Here is a 22,442-nt window from a genome sequence, read left to right as displayed (position 1 = left end):
CGATGCGACGTAGCGAATTCCTTCGCGCCGTCGACGCGGAGTTCCAGGCGCGAGGGCCGTCACTGGTGAACGACCTCAGTCTGACGGCGGTCAACGGCCGTACCGCGAGCGAAGCACTGGCGGACGGCGTGCCGCCCCGGGAGATCTGGCTCGCCCTGTGCGAGGAGATGGATGTTCCGCTGTCTCGGCGGCATGGCGTCGGACGGCTGGAGCCGCGGAGCCGCTGAGTTGCTGCTCTCGTGCTCCGGGGTGTGCGGAACTCCGACACGCCGCGTTGCGCTGTTGTCGAAAATCTGTTCGAACCGGGCGTAGTCTTCTGCACAAGTGGTTTCGATGCCTGGATCATCACAGACCTCGGGTGGGCCGATGCAATGTCGGTGGCTCGTCCTAGCGTGAGGACCAGGCTGAAGAAGCCACACGCCTTGTCGGAGAGTTCCTTCCAGCCGGAAGAGCCGCGACAGCCTACAGGCGGCATCACACGCGCAGAAGGAGCACACCATGCCATCACCCGCCGACCGCGAGAAGTCCCTCGAGACCGCCCTCGCGCAGATCGACCGTCAATTCGGAAAGGGCTCGGTCATGCGGCTGGGCAGCGATGAGCGCGCCCCCGTGGCAGTCATCCCCACCGGCTCCATCGCCCTCGACGTCGCCCTTGGGGTCGGAGGGCTGCCGCGTGGCCGCATCGTGGAGATCTACGGCCCGGAGTCCTCGGGTAAGACCACACTCACCCTGCACGCCATCGCCAATGCGCAGCGCGCGGGCGGTATCGCGGCGTTCATCGACGCGGAGCACGCGCTCGACCCCGACTACGCCGCGAAGCTGGGCGTCGACATCGACTCCCTGCTGGTGTCGCAGCCGGACACCGGTGAGCAGGCGCTGGAGATCGCCGACATGCTCGTGCGGTCCGGTGCCATCGATCTCATCGTCGTCGACTCGGTCGCGGCCCTCGTGCCGCGAGCCGAGATCGAGGGTGAGATGGGCGACTCCCACGTGGGTCTGCAGGCCCGGCTCATGTCGCAGGCGCTGCGCAAGCTGACGGGTGGGCTCAACCAGACCAACACCACGATGATCTTCATCAACCAGCTGCGCGAGAAGATCGGCGTCTTCTTCGGATCGCCCGAGACCACCGCCGGTGGAAAGGCGCTCAAGTTCTACGCCTCCGTGCGCATGGACATCCGACGGATCGAGACCCTCAAAGACGGAACCGACGCCGTCGGCAACCGTACGCGGGTCAAGATCGTCAAGAACAAGATGGCCCCGCCGTTCAAGCAGGCGGAGTTTGACATCCTCTACGGCGTGGGGATCTCTCGCGAGGGCAGCCTGATCGACTTCGGCGTGGAGCACGGGATCGTCAAGAAGTCTGGCTCCTGGTACACCTACGACGGCGACCAGCTGGGGCAGGGCAAGGAGAACGCGCGCACGTTCCTTCTCAACAACCCCGACATCGCCCTCGCCATCGAGACGCAGATCAAGCAGAAGCTCGGCATCGGTGCGCAGCCCGCGCCCGCGTCTGCGGACGAGCTCGCTGAGCGTCGCCCGGCCTGATGAACGAGCAGCGTGGGGGCGATCCGGAACGGATCGCCCCCATCATCCCGCTCTTCGGAGGGGCGCCGTCTCGGCAGCCCTCACGACGGCCTACCCCGCCCGATCATTCGGGGGTGGACGCGCCGGCATCGACTGACGGCGCCGCGTCGTGGCGCTCGACCTGGCATCAGGCGCCGTCCGACTTCCCGCAGGAACCCGACGCGGGCACGCCGAGCGAACGGCATCCCGCACGCGGTCGACGCGGGCGATCGACAGCGGGCACCCCGGTCCCTCGGCTGCGCGCGATCGACGAGGGGACGCTCGGCGGGGCGGATGCCGAGCGGGGAGAAGAGGACGGTCCCACCACGGAGGAGGTCCGTGTCGCGGCCGAAGAATCTCTGCTCCGCAAGCTTCGCACCCGCTCGTTGTCCGTCTCCGAAGCGCGTCTGGTCTTGAGAGGCCACGGGGTGGAGGCGAACGACGTCGACGACCTGATCGAGGATTTCTGCCGTCGCGGTTACCTCGACGACGCGGTGCTCGCCGAGATGCTCGTGACCTCGGGCGCCGAACGCAAGGGGCAGGGGCGTGTCGCGCTGTCCCGCGCGCTCGCCCAGCGCGGGATCCCGCGAGAGGTGATCCATGCGGCGCTGGAGGAACTCCCTGACGACGATGCGGAGCGGGCGCTGGAGTTCGCTCGCACCAAGGCGCGGTCTCTCAGCCGACTCGACGCCGACACGGCGCTTCGTCGCCTCACGGGTCAGCTGGCGCGGCGTGGTTATGCCGGATCGGTCGCGATGACCGCCGCCAAGACGGCGCTGCGCGAGGCGTCGTCCGGTGGTTCCGGGTCCGGCGTGCGCTTCGTGGATTCCGACTGAGGGCGCCGCCCTGAGCGCGGTGACGGGGCTCGTACAATGGACAGATCATGACTATCCCCCGCAGTGAACCGACGATCATCAGCGCCTCATCGGCGGCCGTCGACGACGACGGGCGACAGCGATCGTATGAGGTGCGTACCTTCGGGTGCCAGATGAACGTGCACGACTCCGAGCGGCTGTCCGGTTCGCTCGAGAGCGCGGGCTACGTCCCTGCGCCCGCGGGCAGTGAAGCCGACGTCGTCATCATCAACACCTGCGCCGTGCGCGACAATGCGGCGGGCAAGTTGTACGGCACTCTCGGACACCTCGCCGCGGTGAAGCGTCGGAAGGCGGGCATGCAGATCGCCGTCGGTGGCTGTCTCGCACAGATGGACAAGCAGGCGGTGCTCGACAAGGCGCCGTGGGTCGATGTCGTCTTCGGAACGCACAACATGGGCTCCCTGCCCGGCCTCCTCGAGCGCGCCCGCCACAACGGAGACGCGGAGCTGGAGATCCTCGAGTCGCTCGAGGTGTTCCCGTCCACGCTTCCCACCAAGCGCGACTCCGCCCACAGCGGTTGGGTGTCGATCTCGGTCGGCTGCAACAACACCTGCACGTTCTGCATCGTTCCGAGCCTTCGTGGCAAGGAGAAGGACCGCCGCCCGGGCGACATCCTCAACGAGATCCGGCTGCTGGTCGAGGACGGCGCGATCGAGGTCACCCTGCTCGGCCAGAACGTCAACTCGTATGGTGTGGAGTTCGGAGACCGCCAGGCCTTCGGCAAGCTGCTGCGCGCGGCCGGGCAGATCGAGGGCCTGGAGCGGATCCGATTCACGAGTCCGCATCCGGCCGCCTTCACCGACGACGTGATCGACGCGATGGCCGAGACACCGAGCGTGATGCCGCAGCTGCACATGCCGCTCCAGTCGGGCAGCGACCGCATCCTCAAGGCCATGCGGCGTTCGTACCGCAGCGAGCGTTTCCTGGGCATCCTCGACCGGGTGCGGGCACGCATCCCGCACGCGGCCATCACGACCGACATCATCGTCGGGTTCCCGGGTGAGACCGAGGAGGACTTCGAAGACACGATGCGGGTGGTCGAGCAGGCACGCTTCTCCGGAGCCTTCACGTTCCAGTACTCGATCCGGGAGGGCACACCGGCGGCGACGATGGCGGATCAGGTTCCGAAGGCCGTGGTGCAGGCCCGCTACGATCGCTTGATCGCACTGCAGGAGCGCATCTCGCTGGAAGAGAACCAGAAGCAGGTCGGCCGCGAGATCGAGGTGCTCGTGTCGACCGGGGAGGGCAAGAAGGACGCCGAGACCCACCGCCTGACGGGCCGAGGCGAGGACAACCGTCTCGTGCACTTCGAGGTCCCGCCGGGGTCGGAGCTTCCGCGCCCGGGTGACGTCGTCACGGTGACGGTCACGCACGCCGCGCCGTTCCACCTGCTGGCCGATGACCCCACCGGCGCGCCTCTGCGCATCCGCCGGACACGGGGCGGAGATGCCTGGGACCGCTCGCAGGCGGAGTCGTGCGCGGTGCCGTCACCGAGTGCGAGCGGGTCGAGCGCCGTGTCGCTCGGGCTTCCGACGCTGCGCGTCGGCGTGTGACCGCGCCGCGACTCTGGGCGATCGTCGGTGCCACGGGCACGGGCAAGAGCGACCTCGCCCTGGACCTGGCCGAAGCGCTGCGGCGTCAGGGCAACCCGGCCGAGATCATCAACGCCGACGCGATGCAGGTGTATCGCGGCATGGACATCGGCACGGCGAAGTTGCCGGCCGCCGACCGTCGTGGCATTCCCCATCATCTCCTCGACGTGCGAGAGGTCACGCAGGATGCTGCTGCCGCTTGGTATCAGCCGCTGGCGCGTGCCGCGGTGCGCGACATCCAGGAGCGCGGCGGAGACGCCATCCTGGTCGGCGGCTCGGGTCTGTACGTCTCCAGCGTGATCTTCGACTTCGACTTCCCGCCGCGAGACCCGGCGGTGCGGAGGCGGCTGGAGCTCGAGTTCGAGGCCGAGGGGATCACGCCGTTGCTCGAGCGACTGCGGCTCCTCGATCCGACCACGGCGGAGCGCGTGGACCCCAGGAACAGCCGACGGGTCATCCGTGCGCTCGAAGTGGTGGAACAGGGGAGTGCTACGCACGGGGCAGCGCTTCCCGATGCGCCGACGCTGTGGATGCCGCAGACGCGGATCATCGGCCTGCGCCTGGACCGCGAGCCGCTCGTGCGCCGGCTGAACGACCGGGTCGACCGCATGTGGGCGCAGGGGCTGGTGGCGGAGGCCGAGAGTCTCCGTGGGCGTGGCCTGGAGGGCGGCACCACGGCTTCCCGCGCGATCGGCTACGCCCAGGCGCTGGGACAGTTGGACGGCCGGCTCACGGAGGCGGAGGCGATCGCGGAGACGCAGGCCCTCACCCGCCGGTACGCCCGCCGTCAGGTGTCGTGGTTCAAGCGTTACCCGCAGCTCGAGTGGCACGACGTGCCGACCTCCGCGGAGCAGCTTCTCGCCGACTGACGAGTGTCGGTGCCCGGTGCAAGACTGCGCGCATGGCCACTCACTTCTACACCGCCTCCAGTCTCGATGGGTTCATCGCCACGCTCGACCATTCACTCGACTGGCTGCTGAGCCAGGACATCGATCTGGAGGGGCCGATGGCGTACCCGTCGTTCGAGAAGAACGTCGGCGCCCTCGTGATGGGGGCGTCCACCTACGAATGGGTGATGCGGCACGAGGAGGGACGGTGGGGGTACACCCAGCCGACGTGGGTGCTCACGCACCGCGACCTCGAGCTGCCCACGGGGGCGGCCGTCGAACTCACCAGCGACTCCGTGAGCGAAGTGCATGCCCGCGCGGTGGCGGCGGCGGAGGGCCGCGATGTCTGGATCGTCGGCGGGGGAGACGTCGCCGGGCAGTTCGCCGACGCCGGGCTTCTCGACGAGGTCTGGGTGCAATACGCCCCGGTCACCCTCGGGTCAGGTGCACCGCTTCTTCCTCGTCGACTCGATCTGGAGTTGCTCGAGGTCGCGCGCAACCGCAGCTTCCTGTGCGGGCGTTATCGCGTCGTCCGCGACGAGGGGGGAACGAACCGTCCCTAGACTGGGAGCATGGTCGCATTCACCAAGGGGCACGGCACCGGCAACGACTTCATCATCATCGCCGACCCCGATGGGCAGCTGCCTCTGTCACAGGAGCAGGTGGCTGTGCTCTGCGACCGCCACTTCGGCATCGGCGCAGACGGGGTCCTGCGGGTCGTCCGCTCCGCGTCCCTTCCGGAGGGCGCTGCGGCGCTGGCGGAAGAGCCCGCCGCGGAGTGGTTCATGGACTATCGCAACGCCGACGGCTCGGTCGCGGAGATGTGCGGCAACGGGATCCGCGTGTTCGTGCACTATCTGGTGCGTTCCGGTCTCGCGAGTATCGAGCAGGGCGCGACGCTGCCGATCGGTACCAGGGCCGGAGTGCGCGACGTGACCCGCAGCGCGAACGGCTACCAGGTCGACCTTGGGGCGTGGCGCCTGTCGGGCGACGACCCACTCGTCCGTGCGGATGGGCTCACCGTGACCCGCCCCGGCCTCGGCATCGATCTGGGCAACCCGCACGTCGTGGTCGCGCTGGCATCCGAGGCCGAACTCGCGCTGCTCGAGCTCACGCGTGCACCCGAGCTCGAACCCGCCCTTCCTGCGGGCGCCAACGTCGAGTTCGTCGTCCCGGGTGAACCCCTGGTCCGCGACGGCATCGGCCATGTGCGCATGCGGGTCTCCGAGCGCGGCGTCGGCGAGACGCTCAGCTGCGGAACCGGTGTCGCGGCGACGGCCCTCGCCGTGCGGTACTGGGCGGGTGCGCAGGCGCCGAACAACTGGCAGGTCGAGGTGCCCGGTGGCACACTGGCCGTGCGGATGTTCCCGGCGGAGGACGGCGAGCACGTCGCGCTCTCCGGGCCTGCGCAGCTGGTCTTCCAGGGTGAGATCGACCTGCTCTGAGGCGCGGATCAGACCAGCGCGATCGGCTCCGTCGGTGGCGTGCCGTGCTTGCGGACCTTCAGGATGCGGTAGCCCTTGCCGGTCGCGGTGCGGAAGACGCTGAAGCCGGGGTGGAACGTGCTGGCGATCCACCGCTGCAGGGAGTCGGCACCCAGATTGCGCTGCACCACGAGCCAGGCATCGCTGCGCTCGTCGAGCCGGGGGATCCACCGTTCGAGAAGCCCGTGGAGCTCGTTCTTCCCCACGCGGATCGGCGGGTTGGAGCGGATGGTGCGGAAGGTCACGTCGTCGGGAACATCTCCGGGCAGCGCGGCGTTGACATTGGTGAGGCCGAGCGCGGAAGCATTGCGACGCACGAGGTCGAGCGCACGTTCATTCACGTCCACCGCCCAGACGGTGGCGTGCGGTGAAGCCAGAGCCATCGACAGGGCGATGGGTCCCCAGCCGCTGCCGAGGTCGAGAAGATGGCCGCCGGGTGGAACGGGCGGAGTGTTGGCGAGAAGGACCGCGGTTCCGGCATCGAGCCGATCCGGGCTGAAGACCCCACCGGCGGTGGTCATCTCCAGCTCGCGCCCTGCCAGGGATACACGGATCGTGCGCAGGTTCTCGGGGCTTGCCGGGGCCGCAGTGAAGTAGTGGTCGGACCCCATACGGTGAGCGTACCGGACGGTGCGGGCTAAGGTTAAGGCTCGCGAGGAAACCAGAGACAGGAACGGATGACGGAGACGAAGATCCCCTCCACCGACGACCAGACGGTCGACCGAGTGCTTTCGAACGCGGAGAAGCGATCGGAGGTCCGCGTCTTCGGCGCCGCCCAGGCCCTGCAGGACGAGGCCACGGCTGCGCACTCGCAGACCGACGGTCAGCAGTGGGACCTCGAAGATCGGCATGCGCTGCGTCGCGTGGCCGGACTCTCGACCGAACTGGAAGACGTCACCGAGGTCGAGTACCGACAGCTACGGCTCGAGAACGTCGTGCTGGTGGGCGTGTACCCGCAGGGGGCGCAGGAAGACGCGGAGAACTCGCTGCGCGAGCTGGCCGCGCTGGCCGAGACGGCGGGTGCCGTGGTCCTGGACGGCGTGCTGCAGCGGAGGCCCCACCCGGACGCCGCGACCTACCTCGGACGAGGCAAGGCGCAGGAGCTGAAGGACATCGTGGCCGCGGTCGGGGCAGACACCGTCATCGCGGATACCGAACTGGCGCCCAGCCAGCGTCGCGCCCTCGAAGACGTCGTCAAGGTCAAGGTGATCGACCGCACGACCGTGATCCTCGACATCTTCAGCCAGCACGCGAAGAGCCGCGAGGGCAAGGCCCAGGTCGAGCTCGCGCAGCTCGAGTACCTCCTTCCGCGGCTGCGCGGATGGGGTGAGTCCATGAGCCGCCAGGCCGGTGGGCAGGTCGGCGCAGGCGGCGCGGGGATGGGATCGCGCGGCCCGGGTGAGACGAAGATCGAGCTGGATCGTCGCCGCATCCGCACGAAGATGGCGCTGCTGCGCAAGCAGATCCGCGACTTCGCGCCGGCTCGCGAGGCCAAGCGGGCCGAGCGCAAGCGCAACACGATTCCCTCCGTCGCGATCGCGGGCTACACCAACGCCGGCAAGTCCAGCCTCCTGAACGCCCTGACGAGCGCCGGCGTGCTCGTCGAGAACGCCCTTTTCGCCACCCTCGACGCGACCGTGCGCCGATCGGCGACCGAGGACGGCCGTGTCTACACCCTCACCGACACGGTGGGTTTCGTGCGGAACCTGCCGCACCAGCTGGTCGAGGCTTTCCGCTCCACGCTGGAAGAGGTCGGCGACGCCGATGTCGTGCTGCACGTCGTCGACGGGTCGCACCCCGACCCGGCCGGCCAGCTGCAGACGGTTCGCGACGTGATGGGCGACGTCGGGGTGCGCGACCTGCCGGAGATCGTGGTCTTCAACAAGGCCGACCTGATCCCCGAGGATGAGCGTCTCGTGCTGCGCGGCCTGGAGCCGCACGCGCACTTCGTGTCGTCGCGCTCAGGGGAGGGCATCGACGAGCTGCGGTCCGCGATCGAGGCGGCGCTGCCCCAGCCCGCGGTCGAGATTCGTGCGGTGGTCCCGTACGACCGGGGCGACCTCGTCGCCGCGATCCACGAGACGGGCATGCTGCTCTCCGTCGAGCATCAGGAGCAGGGAAGCGCCGTGCACGCCCGGGTGTCCGAACGTCTGGCGGCCGAGCTGGCGCCGTTCGTCGCGGAGGGGTGAGCTCCGCGCTCAGCGGGCGAGGAAACGCGCCTCGACGGTTGCCGAGATGACGATCTCCTCCGGCTCGTACTGCATGGAGGGTGCGGCGTCGGCGGCGAACGCGACCGCTCCGCGAGCCTTCATCAGGGGCGTACCGGGGCCGGGGTGGCCGGGGGCGATCAGCCCGACGTCGGCCAGTTCGACGGGCGAGACCTGATGGAGGCCGACGGCACCCGCGTACGCCTCGGCGCGCAGCACGGCGGCCTCCACGGCGCGGGCCGCGACCTCGCGTTCGACACGGGTGCGGGTCTCGGGGGTGAGATGCCAGTCCACCCAACCGACCTCGACTCCCTCCCGCGCTGAGACCTCGGTGACCCACAGGGAGAGCTCGCCGTCCTCCGCGAACGTCGCGGTGAAGTCGACGCCGGCCATGTAGACGGGCGCGAGGCGCGAGCCATCGCTGCTCCACGGGCGCTCCGCCCGGACGCTGAGGTTGGCGCTGCTCCAGTCGAGCGCTGACCCGGTCTTCGTGCGCTCGGCGAGGTCTTCGCGCACGGGCTCGGAGAGACGCAGGGCTTCGTCGACCACGGGGCCGCGCTCCGGCCCCTCGGCACGGACGGAGACACGGACGGTGGCACGCTCGGGGCGGACCCGCACTTCGTGCTCACCCCGGACGGTGACGATGACCTCGCTCATGCGCCGACTCTACGCGAGCCGGTCGGGGCAGGGGCGGAATGGCGAAGGGCCTCCGAACGTTGTAACCTGTGATGCCCGGGTGCATGTCGCCCGGCCTGGTAATTCCACAGTGTGACAGCGGCTCCTTCGCGAGAAGGACCACGGGGCTGATCGGTTTCGACAGCGCCTGTGAATCCACGAGAAGCGGGCCGAGGATGCAGAGTTATCTCGTAAACGCTCTCTGCAAAACAATAGTTGCCGAATCCAAGCGCAACGACTTCGCCCTCGCTGCCTAAGCGAGCCCGATAGTCCGTCAGACCGTATGTGATTCCGATACGGATCCTGGCGTCATCTAGGAATCTTGCTGCGTGACGGCGTCTGGACGTCACGTGGGACTCTTCCCAGGCTGGGCTCGTCGACTTAGGTGTCTGTGACAAAGGTCGGAGCCGAGCAGAACGCTTCCACAGACTGCGCCCGGAGAAGGCGTGGAGACTCAGCGTTGGACGGGGGTTCGATTCCCCCCAGCTCCACCAGGTCGCTGTCACAGACGAAGCCCCCGTGTTCCTCATGAACACGGGGGCTTCGTCGTTCCGAGACCAGCTAGTCGGCGTCGGTGCCGTCGTGAGCCTCCACGTCGTCGTCGCCGGTGGGTGGCACCGTGGGCGGTTCGCCCTTGTTGTCCTCGGCGCCGAGGTTGTCGTTCTCGTCGGGCCCGGGGGAGGATTCGGTGCTGATGTCGTTGCGGTGGCTGTCGCTGCTCATGCGCGTTCCTTTCTGGGTGACTTCCTCCAGCCTCTCCTCCCGGAGGATCGGGGGCCAGACGGTTGACAATGCGACCACGCGCGGCCCAGGGAGCAGACGCGGAGGAGGGCATGCCGCAGGAGACGCCGGCGCAGCCTATATTGAGGCCGTGACGATGACCCCGCCCACGCCCGCCGACGGACTCACGCGCGCCCAGGTGGCGGAACGCGTCTCGACGGGCCGAACGAACGCGTTCACGGCCGATACGAGCCGGAGCGCCTGGAGCATCGTCCGCGCGAACGTGTTCACCATCTTCAACGGGATCGTGTTCGCGTGCTTCTTCGTGCTGTTCGCGATCGGGCGGTGGCAGGATGCCCTTTTCGGTCTCGCCGCGTTCTCCAACGCGATTATCGGCTGCGTGCAGGAGTTCCGAGCGAAAGCGGCCCTCGATCGCCTCGCCCTGATGAACGCCCCGCGTGCGCTCGTCCGACGGGACGGTGCCGAGACGGAGGTGGTCCCCGGCGATGTGGTGCTCGACGACGTGCTCGTGCTGCGTGCCGGCGAACAGGTCCCGGCCGACGCCACGGTCACGCAGTCCCGCGGGCTGCAGATCGACGAGTCGATGCTCACCGGCGAGTCGGACCCGGTCGAGAAGCACCCGGGCGATGAGGCGCTGTCGGGGGCGGTCGTCGTCGCCGGCGAAGGGCTCGCCGTCACCACCCGCGTCGGGGCGGACTCGTACGCGAACCGGTTCGCGGGTGAGGCGCGGCGGTTCTCGCTGGTGGCGAGCGAGCTCCGGTCGTCGATCGATCGCGTCCTCACCTGGGTGGGCTGGATCATCGGTCCCGTCGGGCTCCTCGTGCTGAACGCGCAGATCATCGTGACCGGTGGCTATGCGACGGCGTTCAGCTCAGGCTCGTGGCAGCAGGCGGTCGTCAACACGATCGCCGCGTTGACCGCCATGATTCCGCTCGGCCTCGTCTTGATGACCAGCATCGCGTTCGCGGTCGGAGCGTCGCGGCTCGCGCGTCGACAGGTGCTGGTGAACGAGCTGCCGGCGGTCGAGGGGCTCGCTCGTGTCGACGTCGTGTGCCTCGACAAGACCGGCACGCTCACGGTGGGCGACATCGTCTTCGACGCCGAGCACACGATCGGCGGCGCGTCTCCGTCCCGTGCAGACGAGGTGGCCGCCGTGCTGGCCTGGTATGCGGCAGCTCCGGACGCGAACTCGACGGCCCGTTCCCTGCGCGCCGACCACCCGGTGCGCGCACCGCTGCACGTCCGCGGAGACATCCCGTTCTCCTCGGCGCGCAAATGGAGCGCCACGGTGTTCGAGGAGGTCGACGGCACCTGGGTGATGGGGGCACCGGAGATGATCTTCGGCGACGAAGCCACCTCGAGCAGCACCGAGCTCGGCCGCACGGTCACGAGGCTCGCGGAGAGCGGGCGCCGCACGCTGGTCCTCGCGCGGGCGGAACAGCCGCTGTCCGAGTCTGAGATCGCCGAGGAGCGCCTGCCCGCCGGACTGGCCCCCGTCCGCGTCCTCACCTTCCGCGAACAGGTGCGTCCTGACGCCGCGCAGACGCTGGAGTACTTCCGCCGCCAGGAGGTGGCCATCCGCATCATCTCCGGAGACAACCCGCGGACCGTGGCGGCGATCGCGCGCGAGGTCGGACTCGACGTGGAGGAGGGGTTCGACGCGCGGGAGCTCCCCGACGACGATGCCGAGCTCGCCCGGCTCCTCGACAGCCAGCAGGTGTTCGGGCGGGTGACGCCGGAGCAGAAGAAGCGCATGGTGACCGCGCTGCAGAGCCACGGACACACCGTCGCCATGACCGGAGACGGGGTCAACGACGCCTTGGCGATCAAGACGGCCGACATCGGGATCGCCATGAACTCCGGCTCGCCGGCGACGAAGGCCGTCGCGCGCCTCGTCCTGCTCGACGGGCAGTTCTCCCACCTGCCCGACGTCGTGGCCGAGGGGCGGCAGGTCATCGCGAACATCGAACGCGTCTCGATGCTGTTCCTCACCAAGACGGCGTATGCGACGACCCTCGCCGTCGTGTTCGGTGCGCTGATCCTGGCCTTCCCGTTCCTCCCGCGCCAGCTGTCGATCACCGACGGCCTCACCATCGGGATCCCCGCGTTCTTCCTGGCGCTCATGCCGAACGCCTCGCGCTACCTCCCCGGCTTCCTGCGGCGATCCCTCAGCTTCGCGATCCCGGCCGGCGTCGTCGTGGCGGGCGGCCTCACCTGGTACGACGCTGTCGCGCGCGGTCTCGGCGTCTCCGAGGAGCAGCTGCGTACCGGCGCGACCGTGATCCTCGCGATCGTCGGCATCTGGGTGCTGGCGGTGCTGGCGCGGCCCCTCAATCGCTTCAAGGTCCTCGTGGTGGGCGCCATGTTCGTGCTGCTCGTCGGCATCTTCAGCCTGCCGCCGGCGCGCAGCTTCTTCGCCCTGGTCGATCCGGGGGAGGAGCTCGCGCTGGCCCTCACCGGGATCGTCGCGGTGATGATCGCCGCGATCGAGATCATCCGGTTCGTCCATCGCCGCGTCATCGTCGATCGTGTTCGCCCGAGCGGCGACCGCACCGGCGACACCGAGCGCGCCGCTCAGGCTGCCCGCGGCAGCACCGTGGCGCGGGTCCTCACGAATGGGGTCGCAGCCCTCGCCTATGTCTTCGGCCTGCTCGCCACGGCGTTCGGTGTGCTGGTGTTCCTCTCGCGCTACGAGGGGACGGTGGGACGGACGGCGTTCTCGCTCCTCGGCGCATCGATCGCCCTGTTCGGGCTCCTGGTGCTCGCGATCGCGGCGGGCGTGCGGCGGGGCAGCGGGTTGTCGCGCCTGTTGCTCACGATCGTGCTGACGCTCGCCATCGCGGTCAGCGTCGCGGTGCTGCTCGCGGGGGATCGCTGGGACTGGGGTGCCGGGATCACGGGGCTGGTCGCGGGCGTGCTCGTGACCCTGCTGTGGACGCCGCCGACGACGCACCGGTTCGGGCGCATCCGCGACAGCTCGATGGGGCGCGATCGCCCCTGAGCGGCCGCGGTGCCCTCAGTCCGCCCAGTCGACGAGCAGCAGGCTCTGGCGGGTGTCGGCGAACTTCACCCAGCCGTCGCCGAAGAGGTAGGTCATGCCGTAGCCGTCCTCATCGGTTCCCATCGAGAACTCCGGGTCCTCCGTGACGTACACGCCCTCTTCCGACTCCTCGCGCTGCCACCCCTCGGCGAGCAGCCCGGCCTGCGCCTCCGCCGCGTCCGCGGCGCTGACGCGGGCCCATCCGTACAGCTGACCGTGGTCCGAGGGCACCGAGAAGTCGGCCCAGAAGCAGAGCAGTCCGTCGGTGAATTCGACGCCCCCGGCCCGGAACTCCTTGCCCTGCGCACTCCAGCCGGCCGACGTCAGCGCGGCGACCGTGCCGTCGGAGATCATCGACTCGCACGTGAGCTCCTCGCCCGTGGGTTCGGGCGCCGGAACGGGGGCGGGGGAGGACGTCTCGACCGTGGTGTCGGCGGTGGCAGGAGGAGAGCGGGTGGGCTCGGCGTGCGGAGCCCCGCTGCAGCCCGCCAGCAGCAGCACCAGCAGCGCGCCGGTGGCGGCGGGAAGGCTGCGGGCGGTCATGGGGGTCCTCGGGATCGCGGTGGCGGTCAGGCGTCGTGCAGGAGCGCGAGGAGGTCCTGGTGAAGGACTCCGTTGGTGGCGAGTGTCGAGCGGGCGGAGATCGTCTCGCTGCCTTCGAAGGACGTCATCCGGCCGCCGGCTTCGCGCACGATCGCCACGGCGGCCGCGATGTCATACTCCTTCACATCGAACTCGGCCACCATGTCGAGGCGGCCCTCGGCCAGCAGCATGTAGGCGTACACGTCGCCGTAGGCGCGGTCCCGCCAGACCCGGTCCGACAGTCGCAGGAGGGCGTCGAGGTGCCCGGCGTCCCGCCACTGAGCGATGCTCTGGAAGCTCACGCTCGCGTCATCCAGGGAGGACACGGCGGAGACCGTCAGTCGTCGTTCCTCGCCGTCCACGGCGGTCCACGCGCCGTCGCCGGCGGCCGCCCACCAGCGTCGTCCCAGCGCGGGCATGCTCACCACCCCGACCTGGGGCACCCCGTCGACCGCCAGAGCGATCATGGTGCCCCACAGTGGCACGCCGCGCAGGAAATTCGCCGTCCCGTCGATCGGGTCGATGATCCACTGTCGGTCCGTGGCCCCCTGTGCGCCGAACTCCTCGCCGAAGATGCCGTCATCGGGCCGTTCGCTCTCGAGGATGCTGCGCACCGCACGCTCGGTCGCCAGGTCGGCGTCGGTGACATGCGATCGGTCGGCCTTGGTGGAGATCTCCAGATCCGCGGCGTCGAAGCGCGGCAGAGATTGGGCGTCCGCCGCGTCGGCGAGCCGGAGGGCGAGGGCAAGGTCGGCGCGCAGGTCGGTCGCGGCAGGGGGCTGAGTCACGCTCCCAGGATAGTGGCGGTGACCTGCGGCCCTGAGTGACCATCGGCCACCGTGGCTGCGTCCCGAGGTGTACGCGTGTGCTTGGCGCGCCCGGGCGGCACACGATTTCGTCGGCGGCTGATCGGCTGGTAATGTAATTCCTCGGTCGGGGTTATCCCGGGCCACGCACCTCTAGCTCAATCGGCAGAGCAACTGACTCTTAATCAGTGGGTTCAGGGTTCAAGTCCCTGGGGGTGCACCACGCAGAAGCCCTCGATCCGTGCTCCACGGTCGAGGGCTTCTCTCGTACGGTGCTCGTCCGGTCGACGGCGTGCGGTCAGGCGCGCCGGACGGACAGCATCTGCCAGCCCTCCGGAACCTTGGCCTCGAGCGACGCCATGTCCTCCGCCTCGATCTGCTCGACGCCGTCGACCCGGCGGAACGTTCCCGTGGCCTCCATCTTCGCCTCGCCCTTCAGCATCCGCACCGGTGCGGATGCCAGGTCGAACCCGGGCTGGGCGTGGGCGGCCAGCTGTGTGCGCACATCCTCGAGGGACGTGCCGACGACGTCGGCGGTGGCGGTGCCGAGGGGGCGGATGAGGGCGATGAGCATCCTCCCAGCTTAGGAGGCGCGCGACGGGTCAGAGGTCCCAGTCGAGGGCGGATCGCAGATCGACGGGAGGAGGCGCATCCGTGGTGCTCCGCCGCAGGTACACCGCCACGCGAGAGTGCGCCGTGATCAGCACACTCGTCAGACTGTCGCCGGTGGCGAGATCGACGAAGGTCGGCTCGGAACGGGCCGCAGCCTCGATGCGCGTCATGAGGTCAGCCACGTCGGTGCTGGACGGGAGCGCGAAGTCGTGCCCATCGATCTCGATGTGCGTCGTGGTCGTCTCGGAGTTCCCCATGCGGTCCACGGTAGGCAGGGCTCACCGCGGCGGCAAGAGGGGTTGAACCAGCCTGCGCATCGTGTTACGGGCGGTCACGCCGGGGCGAGGACCGCTTCGCGATCCGTCGGTGCCTGCTCTGCGGGCTCGGACACCAGGTACAGCCCGGTGGGGGCGTTGGCCGTGAACGCGAGTGCGTCGACCCAGGCCCGGTTGACGGCAGGCTGACGGCTGCCGCTGTACTTGAAGACGAGCGAGCTGCCCGCGTGCACCCATACCGTGGTGCGTCCGCCGCCGATGCTGGCGTCTTCTCGCCAGGTGAAGCCGAACGGCTCCCCACGGCGGAGCTTCGCGGTCATGACGAGCTGGACGTGTGTGAGCGCCCGATCCTCGATCTCGACCTTCACGCTGTTCTCGTACACGAAACGACCCATGACCTGCTTCCTGTTCCGCCACAGAAACCTGTGCCAAGAGGCGCAACCAAGATGATCACTGGTGTGGTGTTCCTCTACGGTCTCACACATTCGAGGAACCGGATACCCCGGTCGGCGACAGGGGCGTCTCAGGCGACGGGATCGAGGAGGGTGGGGTCGGACGGGTCGAGCGTGCGGGTGTTGCTGACCTTGCGGTCCACGATGCGCCCACGGATCGTGGCGGCGACATCCGCCGAGCTATGGTCCAGCATCGCCAGCGCGTCGAGCTTCGCCTGCCCGGTCAGCTTGTCCGGGCTGAGCCAGGTGTCCCACGTGTCCGGCGTCAGGAAGGCCGGCATGCGGTCGTGGACCTCGCCGCTCGCGTCCCTGGCCTCCCTGGTGACCACGACGAAGCATCGCACCCGCTCTCCCTCGTGCTCCATGGACCACGTCAGTCCCGCGGCGGCGAGCAGGCCGTCGGCGTGCAGGAAGTGCGGGGTCTTCCGCCCCTTCTCGCCGGTCCACTCGAAGTAGCCGCGCATCGGGACGATGCACCGGGCCGCGGAGAACGCGGGTGCCCAGAACCCGGCCGCCAGCTTCTCCATCCTGGCGTTGATGAGCGGCGCGCGCTGGGGGCGGTTGGGCGGGCTCTGCCAGTCCCAGCGGACGAGCTCGAGGATGCGGCCCTCACCGCGGTCGCGGACGATCGGAGCGTTCTCGGTGGGGGCGATCGAGTAGGCGCCGTGCCACGACTTCCACCAGTCCTCGGGACGGCCGCCCTCGGCGACGAACTCGCGGATCAGCTCGTCGGTGGTCGCATCGTTCGCGAATCGTCCGCACATGTCTCACCCTCGCAGATCCGTGTCTGCCGATGCCCCGCGCACCGGACTCGATCGTCCCATCATGCTGCACGGGGTGCGCGGGTGCACGGCCCTGGATGCACGGAGCCCGGATCAGGCTCCGGCGACGTCGATCACGGTGCCGTGCGTGAGCTGCTCCAGTTCGGCGAAGGTGAGGGGCATCACCGTGTGCGGGTGCCCTGCGGCAGCCCAGATCTCCGGGAACGCCGTGAGTGCGCGGTCGAGGTAGGTCGGCAGCGGTGCCGGGTGCCCGACCGGTGCCACGCCGCCGATCGCCTGACCTGTCGCCTCCCGCACGACGGACGCCGGCGCCATCGAGACGTCCGTGGCGCCGATGCTGCGCGCCAGGACGCCGAGGTCGACCCGGTGTCCGCCGCTCGTCATCACGAGCACCGGGTCACCGTCGGCGAGGAACACCAGGCTGTTGGCGATCGCGGCGACCTCGCAGCCGATGGCGGCCGCGGCCTCCGTCGCGGTTCGAGCGGAGTCGGGGAGGACCCGGATCTCCGCATCGACACCCGACTCGACGAGGTGCTGATGCACCAGGCGGCTGCGTTCGGGAAGCGAGGGCGCGTCGGTCATGGCACCACGGTAGTGGAGGCGCTCAGGCCGCGTCGCCGACGACGATGGCCTGGGCGTCCTCCGCCGCGGGGTCAGCGGGCTCGTCGTCGATGTGCGCGAGGGCACGACGGCCGAGGAACACGGTGAGCGCGGCGAGGAGCACCGCGACCGCCGCGAACAGGTACGGAACGGTCGCGCTGAACAGGTGCCACAGGAGTGCCGCGATCGGCGGAGCCATCGCGCCACCGAGGAAGCGGACGGCCGAGTAGGCGGACGATGCGACCGAGCGGGGCAGATCGGTGGCCTCCATCACGGCCTCGGTCAGCACCGTGTTCATGATGCCGAGCAGCAGGCCGCCCACGATGATGCACGCCACGAGCGCGGCGGCGCTGTCGACGACGAGTCCGGCGACCACGAGGTCGATCGCCAGCAGGGGCAGCACGACCAGGATGATCCGGGTGCGGGGCATGCGCCGCATCAGCACGGGTGCGACCCACACGCTGGTCACCGCGAGCGCGACGCCCCAGCCGAAGAAGGTGAAGCCGATGCCCATCGCGCCGAAGCCCAGGGGGAACGGCGAGAACGCCAGCAGCACGAAGAAGCCGATGTTGTAGAACAGCGCGGCGACGGCGAGGATCGCGAGCGCGGGACGACGGAGTGCTGTGAACGGCGCGGAGAACGGAACGGGCGTGCGCTTCTCGCTCGGGCCGCGCAGCAGCAGGGACACCGCGATGAACGCGATCGCCATGAGCACGACGACACCGAAGAAGGGGCCGCGCCAGCTTTGCTCGCCGAGGATGCCGCCGAGCAGCGGACCCACGGCGATGCCCAGACCGAGGGCTGCCTCGTACAGCACGATCGCCGCGCCGCTGCCGCCCGAGGCTGCCCCGACGATGGTCGCGAGAGCGGTGGAGATGAACAGCGCGTTGCCGAGGCCCCAGCCCGCCCGGAACCCGATCACCGCGTCGACGCTGCCGCTCAGGGCGCAGAGGAGAGCGAACACCACGATCAGCGCGAGACCGACGAGGAGCGTCGCTTTGGCGCCGATACGGCTGGAGACCCAGCTGGTGACGAGCATCGCGAGGCCGGTGACGAGGAGGTAGCTGGTGAACAGCAGCTCGGTCTCGACCGGTGACGCCTCGAGCGACTCGGCGATGGCGGGCAGGATGGGGTCGACCAGCCCGATGCCCATGAACGCGACGACGCAGGCGAACGCGACCGCCCACACCTGCGCGGGCTGCCTCCAGACGGACGGGGTCGATGCGGCGGTGGTCTGGGTCACTGGTGGTCTCCTGCTCTGTCGGCGGTGGTGCGCTCGGCGAGGATCCGGGCCGCGCGGGTGAGCGCTGCCCAGTCGTCGTCGTCGAGGTCTGCGAATCGCGGGGCGATGGTGGAGCGGAACTCCGCCCTCCACTCGTCCACGGCTGCCGTCCCGGCCTCCGTGATGGCGACCGTGATCGCCCGGGAGTCGTCGGGATCGGGGGAGCGGTGCACGAGCCCCTCGCGTTCGAGGGTGCCGATCAGCCGCGTCATGCCCGGCTGGGTCGTGCGCGCCGCCGCGGCCAGCTCGCCCACGCGACGGGGCCCCGTCTGGGTGAGCAGGCTGAGGACGCGCCACTGTGCCGCCGGGGCGTCGTTCCCCGCGTCCTGAGCGGCGATCCGGCCGAGCGCGTACCCGGAGAGCACGAGCGACGGGATGACATCCACGCGATTCATACCAGCCAGTATATATCGCTTGGTATGTATACGCGTCAGCGGCGGGCGTTCGCGATCCGCGCCGAGAGCTGATGGGCGTGCGCCAGCAGGATGCGGCCCAGCTCGGCCTGGCGATCCGGTCCGAACCGGAAGGCCACACCGGTCAGGCTCAGCGCCCATTCCGGGCGCCCCGCGCGATCGAACACGGCGGCGCCCAGGCCCCAGCTGCCCTCCACGATGAGACCGGGGTTCACGGCGTACCCGCGCTCCTTGGTCTCCGCCAGTCGCGCACGCAGGGGAGCCCGCCCGTGGGCGCGACCCCAGTGGGTCTCCAGGTCGGGGTGCCGTTCGATATAGGCATCCACATCGTGGTCCGGCAGGAAGGACAGGATCGCCAGGCCGGCGCTCGCGACACCGAGGGGGAAGCGCACCCCCTCGCTCAGGACGAAGGAGCGGATCGGGAACGAGCCCTCCTCGCGCAGCAGGCAGACGGTCTCGTCGGCACGGCGCACCGAGAAGAACGCGCTCTCCTCGGTCGTGACGGCGAGCGAGCGCACGATGTCGCGCGCGAGGCCGGTCACGTCGTAGCGCGCCGCCGCCACGGATCCCATCAGGAACAGCTCCGGCCCCGGCATCCAGCGCGCGCTGTCCGTGTCCCGGTCGACCAGGCCCTCCACGCGGAGGGCGGTGAGCAGCCGATGCGCCGTGGAGCGCGACAGCCCCGAGGCGCGAGCGAGCTCCTGCAGCGTCGCGCCCTCCGCCCCGGACGCGGTGACCAGGCGCAGGAGCCCGGCCGCCCTCGCGATCGCCTGGGCCCCGGGCACGCTTCGAGACGTCGATTCCACATTGTGGACGGTAGTCGGCCTGCGGGCCACATCACAAGACCGTGCTGGCGTGGTCGCACCCGCCGGGCGGATCCTGGAGGAGAGCACGGAACCGAAGGAGCAGACGTGATCGACAAACACTGGGAGTCCGCCGCCGCGGCCGTCGCGGACATCCCCGACGGCGCCTCTCTCGCGGTCGGCGGGTTCGGCCTCTCCGGCAATCCGATCGCCCTGATCGAGGCTCTCCTCGCCCAGGGCACGACCGACCTGAGCATCGTCAGCAACAACTGCGGCGTCGACGACTGGGGGCTCGGCATCCTCCTCGCGGCGCAGCGCATCCGGAAGATGACCTCGTCGTACGTGGGGGAGAACAGGGAGTTCGAGCGCCAGTTCCTCAGCGGCGAGCTCGAGCTCGAGCTGACGCCCCAGGGCACGCTCGCGGAGAAGCTGCGCGCCGGCGGTGCGGGTATCGCGGCGTTCTTCACACAGACGGGCGTGGGCACACAGGTCGCGGAGGGCGGCCTGCCGCGCCGCTACCACCCGGACGGTTCCATCGCGGTCGCATCGCCGGCGAAGGACGTGCGCACCTTCGACGTGGGCGGGGAGCCGAGGGAGTTCGTGCTGGAGGAGGCCATCACCACCGACTTCGCCCTCGTGCACGCCGCCCTGGGCGACCGTCACGGCAACCTCGTCTTCACCAAGGCGGCGCGCAACTTCAACCCGCTCGCGGCCATGGCCGGACGCATCTGCATCGCGCAGGTGGAGCGGCTCGTGGAGCCCGGCGACCTGGACCCCGACGCGGTGCACCTGCCCGGGGTGTTCGTGCACCGCATGGTGGAGGTCGGCACCGACATCCCCAAGCGCATCGAGCGACGCACCGTCGCGGCGGAAGGAGCCTGACATGGCGCTCACGCGAGACCAGATGGCAGCCCGCGCCGCCGCCGAGCTGCAGGACGGCTCCTACGTGAACCTGGGGATCGGGCTGCCCACGCTCGTGCCCAACCACGTGCCGCCCGGCGTGACCGTGGTGCTGCAGTCCGAGAACGGGATCCTGGGAGTCGGGCCCTACCCGCGCGAGGAGGAGGTCGACCCCGACCTCATCAACGCGGGCAAGGAGACCGTGACGACGCTCCCCGGAGCGGCTTTCTTCGACTCCGCCCTCAGCTTCGGCATGATCCGTGGCGGGAAGATCGACGCCGCGATCCTCGGTGCCATGCAGGTGTCGGCCGCGGGCGACCTGGCGAACTGGATGATCCCGGGCAAGATGGTCAAGGGTCCGGGCGGCGCCATGGACCTCGTGCACGGCGCGGGCAGGGTCATCGTGCTGATGGAGCATGTGGCGAAGGACGGGTCGGCGAAGATCGTCGACGACTGCTCCCTCCCGCTCACCGGCCGCGGAGTGGTCGACCGCATCATCACCGACCTGGCCGTGATCGACGTGACGCCCGACGGCCTGGTGCTCGTCGAACTCGCCCCCGGTGTCACGATCGACGAGGTCGCCGCCGCCACGGAACCGCCCCTCAGCCTCTCCCCGGAACTGCAGAACGGAAGGACCCCCACCCATGACTGACAACCACATGGTGACGGACGACGACGTGGTCATCGTCGCCGCCGCGCGCACCCCGCAGGGCCGGCTCAAGGGTCAGCTCGCCGCGTTCACCGCGCCGCAGCTGGGCTCGTTCGCGATCCGCGGCGCTCTGGAGCAGGCACACGTCGACCCCGGCGACGTGGATGCCGTGATCGTCGGACAGGTGCTCGCCGCCGGCTCGGGACAGAACGCGGCCAGGCAGGCGGCGATCGGCGCGGGGATCGGCTGGGACGTGCCGGCGCACTCCGTGAACAAGGTGTGCCTGTCCGGGCTGACGGCCGTGATCGACGCCGCCCGCATGATCCGCACCGGCGACGCCGAGGTCGTGGTGGCTGCGGGCATGGAGTCCATGACCAGGGCCCCGCATCTGCTGATGGGGTCGCGCGACGGCTGGGCGTACGGCACCGTCGAGGTGCTCGACCACCTGGCCTACGACGGCCTGACCGACGCGTACGACCGCGAGAGCATGGGGGCGTCCACCGAGCGGCACAACGAGCGCTTCGGCCTCACGCGCGAGGCTCAGGACGCGGTCGCCGCGCTCTCGCACCAGCGGGCCGCCGCGGCGCAGGAGTCCGGCGTGCTCGACGCGGAGATCGTGCCGGTCGAGGTGCCGCAGCGACGCGGTGAGCCGCTGCGCGTCACGAGGGACGAGGGCGTGCGCCCCGACACCACCGTGGAGTCGCTGGCCGGGCTGCGTGCCGCGTTCGCGGAGGGCGGCAGCATCACCGCGGGAAACTCCTCGCAGATCTCCGACGGCGCCTCGGCCGTCGTCGTGGCGACGCGGCGCATCGCGGAGGCGAAGGGCTGGCCCGTGCTGGCGACCGTCGGCGCGAGCGGGCAGACCGCTGGGCCGGACAACTCGCTGCAGGCGCAGCCCGCACGGGCGATCGAGCGCGCGTGCGAGAAGCAGGGCATCACGCCGGCGGATCTGGACATCGTGGAGATCAACGAGGCGTTCGGTGCGGTCGTCGCCCGGTCGCAGACCGAACTGGGCCTCGACAGCGACATCGTCAACGTGCACGGCGGCGGGATCGCGATCGGCCACCCGATCGGAGCGTCAGGGAACCGCCTGGTCGTGCATGCGGCTCACGAGCTCGTGCGACGCGGGGGCGGCACGGCCGCGGTCGGGCTGTGCGGCGGCGGCGGGCAGGGCGAGGCGCTCATCCTCACCCGGTGAACGACCGCGGGCCGTGGGGGCGCG

General features: G+C 69.9%; 25 protein-coding genes, 1 tRNA gene and 1 other RNA gene. 14 read left to right on the top strand and 13 right to left on the bottom strand.

Features of this window, described 5'->3' with window-relative positions; genetic code table 11:
- The first annotated feature begins 2 nt into the window (after positions 1–2).
- The 7 genes from ACWGQ1_RS06035 to dapF all read left to right on the top strand — a co-directional run bounded on the left by ACWGQ1_RS06035 (position 3) and on the right by dapF (position 6,362).
- Entirely contained in the window at positions 3–227 is a 225-nt protein-coding gene (locus ACWGQ1_RS06035) for a DUF3046 domain-containing protein (RefSeq protein WP_136035009.1), read from the top strand.
- A 271-nt stretch (positions 228–498) separates the two neighbouring features.
- Positions 499–1,545 (top strand): recombinase RecA, encoded by a 1,047-nt coding sequence (gene recA, locus ACWGQ1_RS06030; protein WP_136035007.1) that lies wholly within the window; start codon positions 499–501, stop codon positions 1,543–1,545.
- A gap of 113 nt (positions 1,546–1,658) precedes the next feature.
- On the top strand, positions 1,659–2,399 hold the full coding sequence (locus tag ACWGQ1_RS06025; RefSeq protein WP_452312536.1) for a RecX family transcriptional regulator: 741 nt from the start codon (positions 1,659–1,661) through the stop codon (positions 2,397–2,399).
- 47 nt (positions 2,400–2,446) lie between these two features.
- Positions 2,447–3,991: a tRNA (N6-isopentenyl adenosine(37)-C2)-methylthiotransferase MiaB gene (gene miaB, locus ACWGQ1_RS06020; RefSeq protein ID WP_136035003.1), complete on the top strand. Its 1,545-nt coding sequence runs from the start codon at positions 2,447–2,449 to the stop codon at positions 3,989–3,991.
- Positions 3,988–4,899 (top strand): tRNA (adenosine(37)-N6)-dimethylallyltransferase MiaA, encoded by a 912-nt coding sequence (miaA, locus tag ACWGQ1_RS06015; RefSeq protein WP_452312535.1) that lies wholly within the window; start codon positions 3,988–3,990, stop codon positions 4,897–4,899. The genes miaB and miaA overlap by 4 nt, the downstream gene beginning before the upstream one ends.
- Before the next feature lie 32 nt (positions 4,900–4,931).
- A complete protein-coding gene (locus ACWGQ1_RS06010) occupies positions 4,932–5,480 on the top strand; it encodes a dihydrofolate reductase family protein (RefSeq protein WP_136034998.1) in 549 nt (182 codons plus the stop codon).
- Positions 5,481–5,489: 9 nt separating this feature from the next.
- A complete protein-coding gene (gene dapF / locus ACWGQ1_RS06005) occupies positions 5,490–6,362 on the top strand; it encodes a diaminopimelate epimerase (protein ID WP_136034996.1) in 873 nt (290 codons plus the stop codon).
- A gap of 8 nt (positions 6,363–6,370) precedes the next feature.
- Here dapF and ACWGQ1_RS06000 read toward each other — a convergent pair whose 3' ends face one another.
- Positions 6,371–7,012: a class I SAM-dependent methyltransferase gene (locus ACWGQ1_RS06000; RefSeq protein ID WP_136034994.1), complete on the bottom strand. Its 642-nt coding sequence runs from the start codon at positions 7,010–7,012 to the stop codon at positions 6,371–6,373.
- Between the two features lie 66 nt (positions 7,013–7,078).
- Here ACWGQ1_RS06000 and hflX point away from each other — a divergent pair, with 66 nt between their 5' ends.
- Complete coding sequence (hflX, locus tag ACWGQ1_RS05995; RefSeq protein ID WP_136034992.1) at positions 7,079–8,590, top strand: GTPase HflX; 1,512 nt, start codon at positions 7,079–7,081, stop codon at positions 8,588–8,590.
- A 9-nt stretch (positions 8,591–8,599) separates the two neighbouring features.
- On the opposite strand, the gene ACWGQ1_RS05990 is transcribed toward hflX, so the two are convergent.
- Entirely contained in the window at positions 8,600–9,265 is a 666-nt protein-coding gene (locus tag ACWGQ1_RS05990) for an SIMPL domain-containing protein (protein WP_247981589.1), read from the bottom strand.
- Between the two features lie 142 nt (positions 9,266–9,407).
- Between ACWGQ1_RS05990 and ssrA the strand changes: the two genes are divergently transcribed.
- Positions 9,408–9,777, top strand: a transfer-messenger RNA (tmRNA) gene (ssrA, locus tag ACWGQ1_RS05985).
- 67 nt (positions 9,778–9,844) lie between these two features.
- Here ssrA and ACWGQ1_RS05980 read toward each other — a convergent pair.
- Positions 9,845–10,006, bottom strand: a complete 162-nt coding sequence (locus ACWGQ1_RS05980) for a hypothetical protein (protein ID WP_168387320.1) — start codon at positions 10,004–10,006, stop codon at positions 9,845–9,847.
- Positions 10,007–10,160: 154 nt separating this feature from the next.
- Between ACWGQ1_RS05980 and ACWGQ1_RS05975 the strand changes: the two genes are divergently transcribed.
- Positions 10,161–13,025 (top strand): HAD-IC family P-type ATPase, encoded by a 2,865-nt coding sequence (locus tag ACWGQ1_RS05975; protein ID WP_452312596.1) that lies wholly within the window; start codon positions 10,161–10,163, stop codon positions 13,023–13,025.
- Between the two features lie 15 nt (positions 13,026–13,040).
- On the opposite strand, the gene ACWGQ1_RS05970 is transcribed toward ACWGQ1_RS05975, so the two are convergent.
- Positions 13,041–13,607 carry a hypothetical protein gene (locus ACWGQ1_RS05970; RefSeq protein ID WP_136046196.1) on the bottom strand — a complete coding sequence of 189 codons (567 nt, stop codon included), beginning with the start codon at positions 13,605–13,607 and terminating at the stop codon, positions 13,041–13,043.
- A 26-nt stretch (positions 13,608–13,633) separates the two neighbouring features.
- Positions 13,634–14,434, bottom strand: coding sequence for an inositol monophosphatase family protein (locus ACWGQ1_RS05965; RefSeq protein ID WP_136046197.1), 801 nt, complete (start codon positions 14,432–14,434; stop codon positions 13,634–13,636).
- Between the two features lie 165 nt (positions 14,435–14,599).
- On the opposite strand from ACWGQ1_RS05965, the gene ACWGQ1_RS05960 reads away from it, so the two are divergent.
- Positions 14,600–14,675: transfer RNA gene (locus tag ACWGQ1_RS05960), tRNA-Lys, on the top strand.
- 75 nt (positions 14,676–14,750) lie between these two features.
- Here ACWGQ1_RS05960 and ACWGQ1_RS05955 read toward each other — a convergent pair.
- The 8 genes from ACWGQ1_RS05955 to ACWGQ1_RS05920 all read right to left on the bottom strand — a co-directional run bounded on the left by ACWGQ1_RS05955 (position 14,751) and on the right by ACWGQ1_RS05920 (position 19,653).
- Positions 14,751–15,026 carry a hypothetical protein gene (locus tag ACWGQ1_RS05955; protein WP_136034984.1) on the bottom strand — a complete coding sequence of 92 codons (276 nt, stop codon included), beginning with the start codon at positions 15,024–15,026 and terminating at the stop codon, positions 14,751–14,753.
- A gap of 28 nt (positions 15,027–15,054) precedes the next feature.
- Positions 15,055–15,321: a hypothetical protein gene (locus ACWGQ1_RS05950; RefSeq protein ID WP_136036732.1), complete on the bottom strand. Its 267-nt coding sequence runs from the start codon at positions 15,319–15,321 to the stop codon at positions 15,055–15,057.
- 74 nt (positions 15,322–15,395) lie between these two features.
- Positions 15,396–15,734 (bottom strand): DUF7882 family protein, encoded by a 339-nt coding sequence (locus ACWGQ1_RS05945; protein ID WP_136036733.1) that lies wholly within the window; start codon positions 15,732–15,734, stop codon positions 15,396–15,398.
- A 128-nt stretch (positions 15,735–15,862) separates the two neighbouring features.
- Entirely contained in the window at positions 15,863–16,555 is a 693-nt protein-coding gene (locus ACWGQ1_RS05940; protein ID WP_136034978.1) for an SOS response-associated peptidase, read from the bottom strand.
- A gap of 111 nt (positions 16,556–16,666) precedes the next feature.
- Positions 16,667–17,155, bottom strand: a complete 489-nt coding sequence (locus tag ACWGQ1_RS05935) for a YbaK/EbsC family protein (protein WP_136036735.1) — start codon at positions 17,153–17,155, stop codon at positions 16,667–16,669.
- A gap of 22 nt (positions 17,156–17,177) precedes the next feature.
- Positions 17,178–18,416, bottom strand: coding sequence for an MFS transporter (locus ACWGQ1_RS05930; protein WP_136036736.1), 1,239 nt, complete (start codon positions 18,414–18,416; stop codon positions 17,178–17,180).
- Positions 18,413–18,850, bottom strand: a complete 438-nt coding sequence (locus ACWGQ1_RS05925; RefSeq protein ID WP_136034971.1) for a MarR family winged helix-turn-helix transcriptional regulator — start codon at positions 18,848–18,850, stop codon at positions 18,413–18,415. The genes ACWGQ1_RS05930 and ACWGQ1_RS05925 overlap by 4 nt, the downstream gene beginning before the upstream one ends.
- A gap of 35 nt (positions 18,851–18,885) precedes the next feature.
- Positions 18,886–19,653 (bottom strand): IclR family transcriptional regulator domain-containing protein, encoded by a 768-nt coding sequence (locus ACWGQ1_RS05920; protein WP_452312534.1) that lies wholly within the window; start codon positions 19,651–19,653, stop codon positions 18,886–18,888.
- Between the two features lie 126 nt (positions 19,654–19,779).
- On the opposite strand from ACWGQ1_RS05920, the gene ACWGQ1_RS05915 reads away from it, so the two are divergent.
- Genes ACWGQ1_RS05915 through ACWGQ1_RS05905 form a run of 3 tightly spaced genes read left to right on the top strand, consistent with a single transcriptional unit; the run spans position 19,780 to position 22,418 of the window.
- Positions 19,780–20,553 carry a CoA transferase subunit A gene (locus ACWGQ1_RS05915; RefSeq protein WP_247638696.1) on the top strand — a complete coding sequence of 258 codons (774 nt, stop codon included), beginning with the start codon at positions 19,780–19,782 and terminating at the stop codon, positions 20,551–20,553.
- 1 nt (position 20,554) lies between these two features.
- Positions 20,555–21,223: a CoA transferase subunit B gene (locus ACWGQ1_RS05910; RefSeq protein WP_247638697.1), complete on the top strand. Its 669-nt coding sequence runs from the start codon at positions 20,555–20,557 to the stop codon at positions 21,221–21,223.
- Entirely contained in the window at positions 21,216–22,418 is a 1,203-nt protein-coding gene (locus ACWGQ1_RS05905) for an acetyl-CoA C-acetyltransferase (protein WP_240744681.1), read from the top strand. The genes ACWGQ1_RS05910 and ACWGQ1_RS05905 overlap by 8 nt, the downstream gene beginning before the upstream one ends.
- Positions 22,419–22,442 lie beyond the last annotated feature (24 nt).

It is taken from the genome of Microbacterium sp. NPDC055599 (assembly GCF_053618975.1).
Note: the sequence above shows the minus strand (reverse complement) of the source record. Positions and strands in the feature narration are given on the sequence as shown.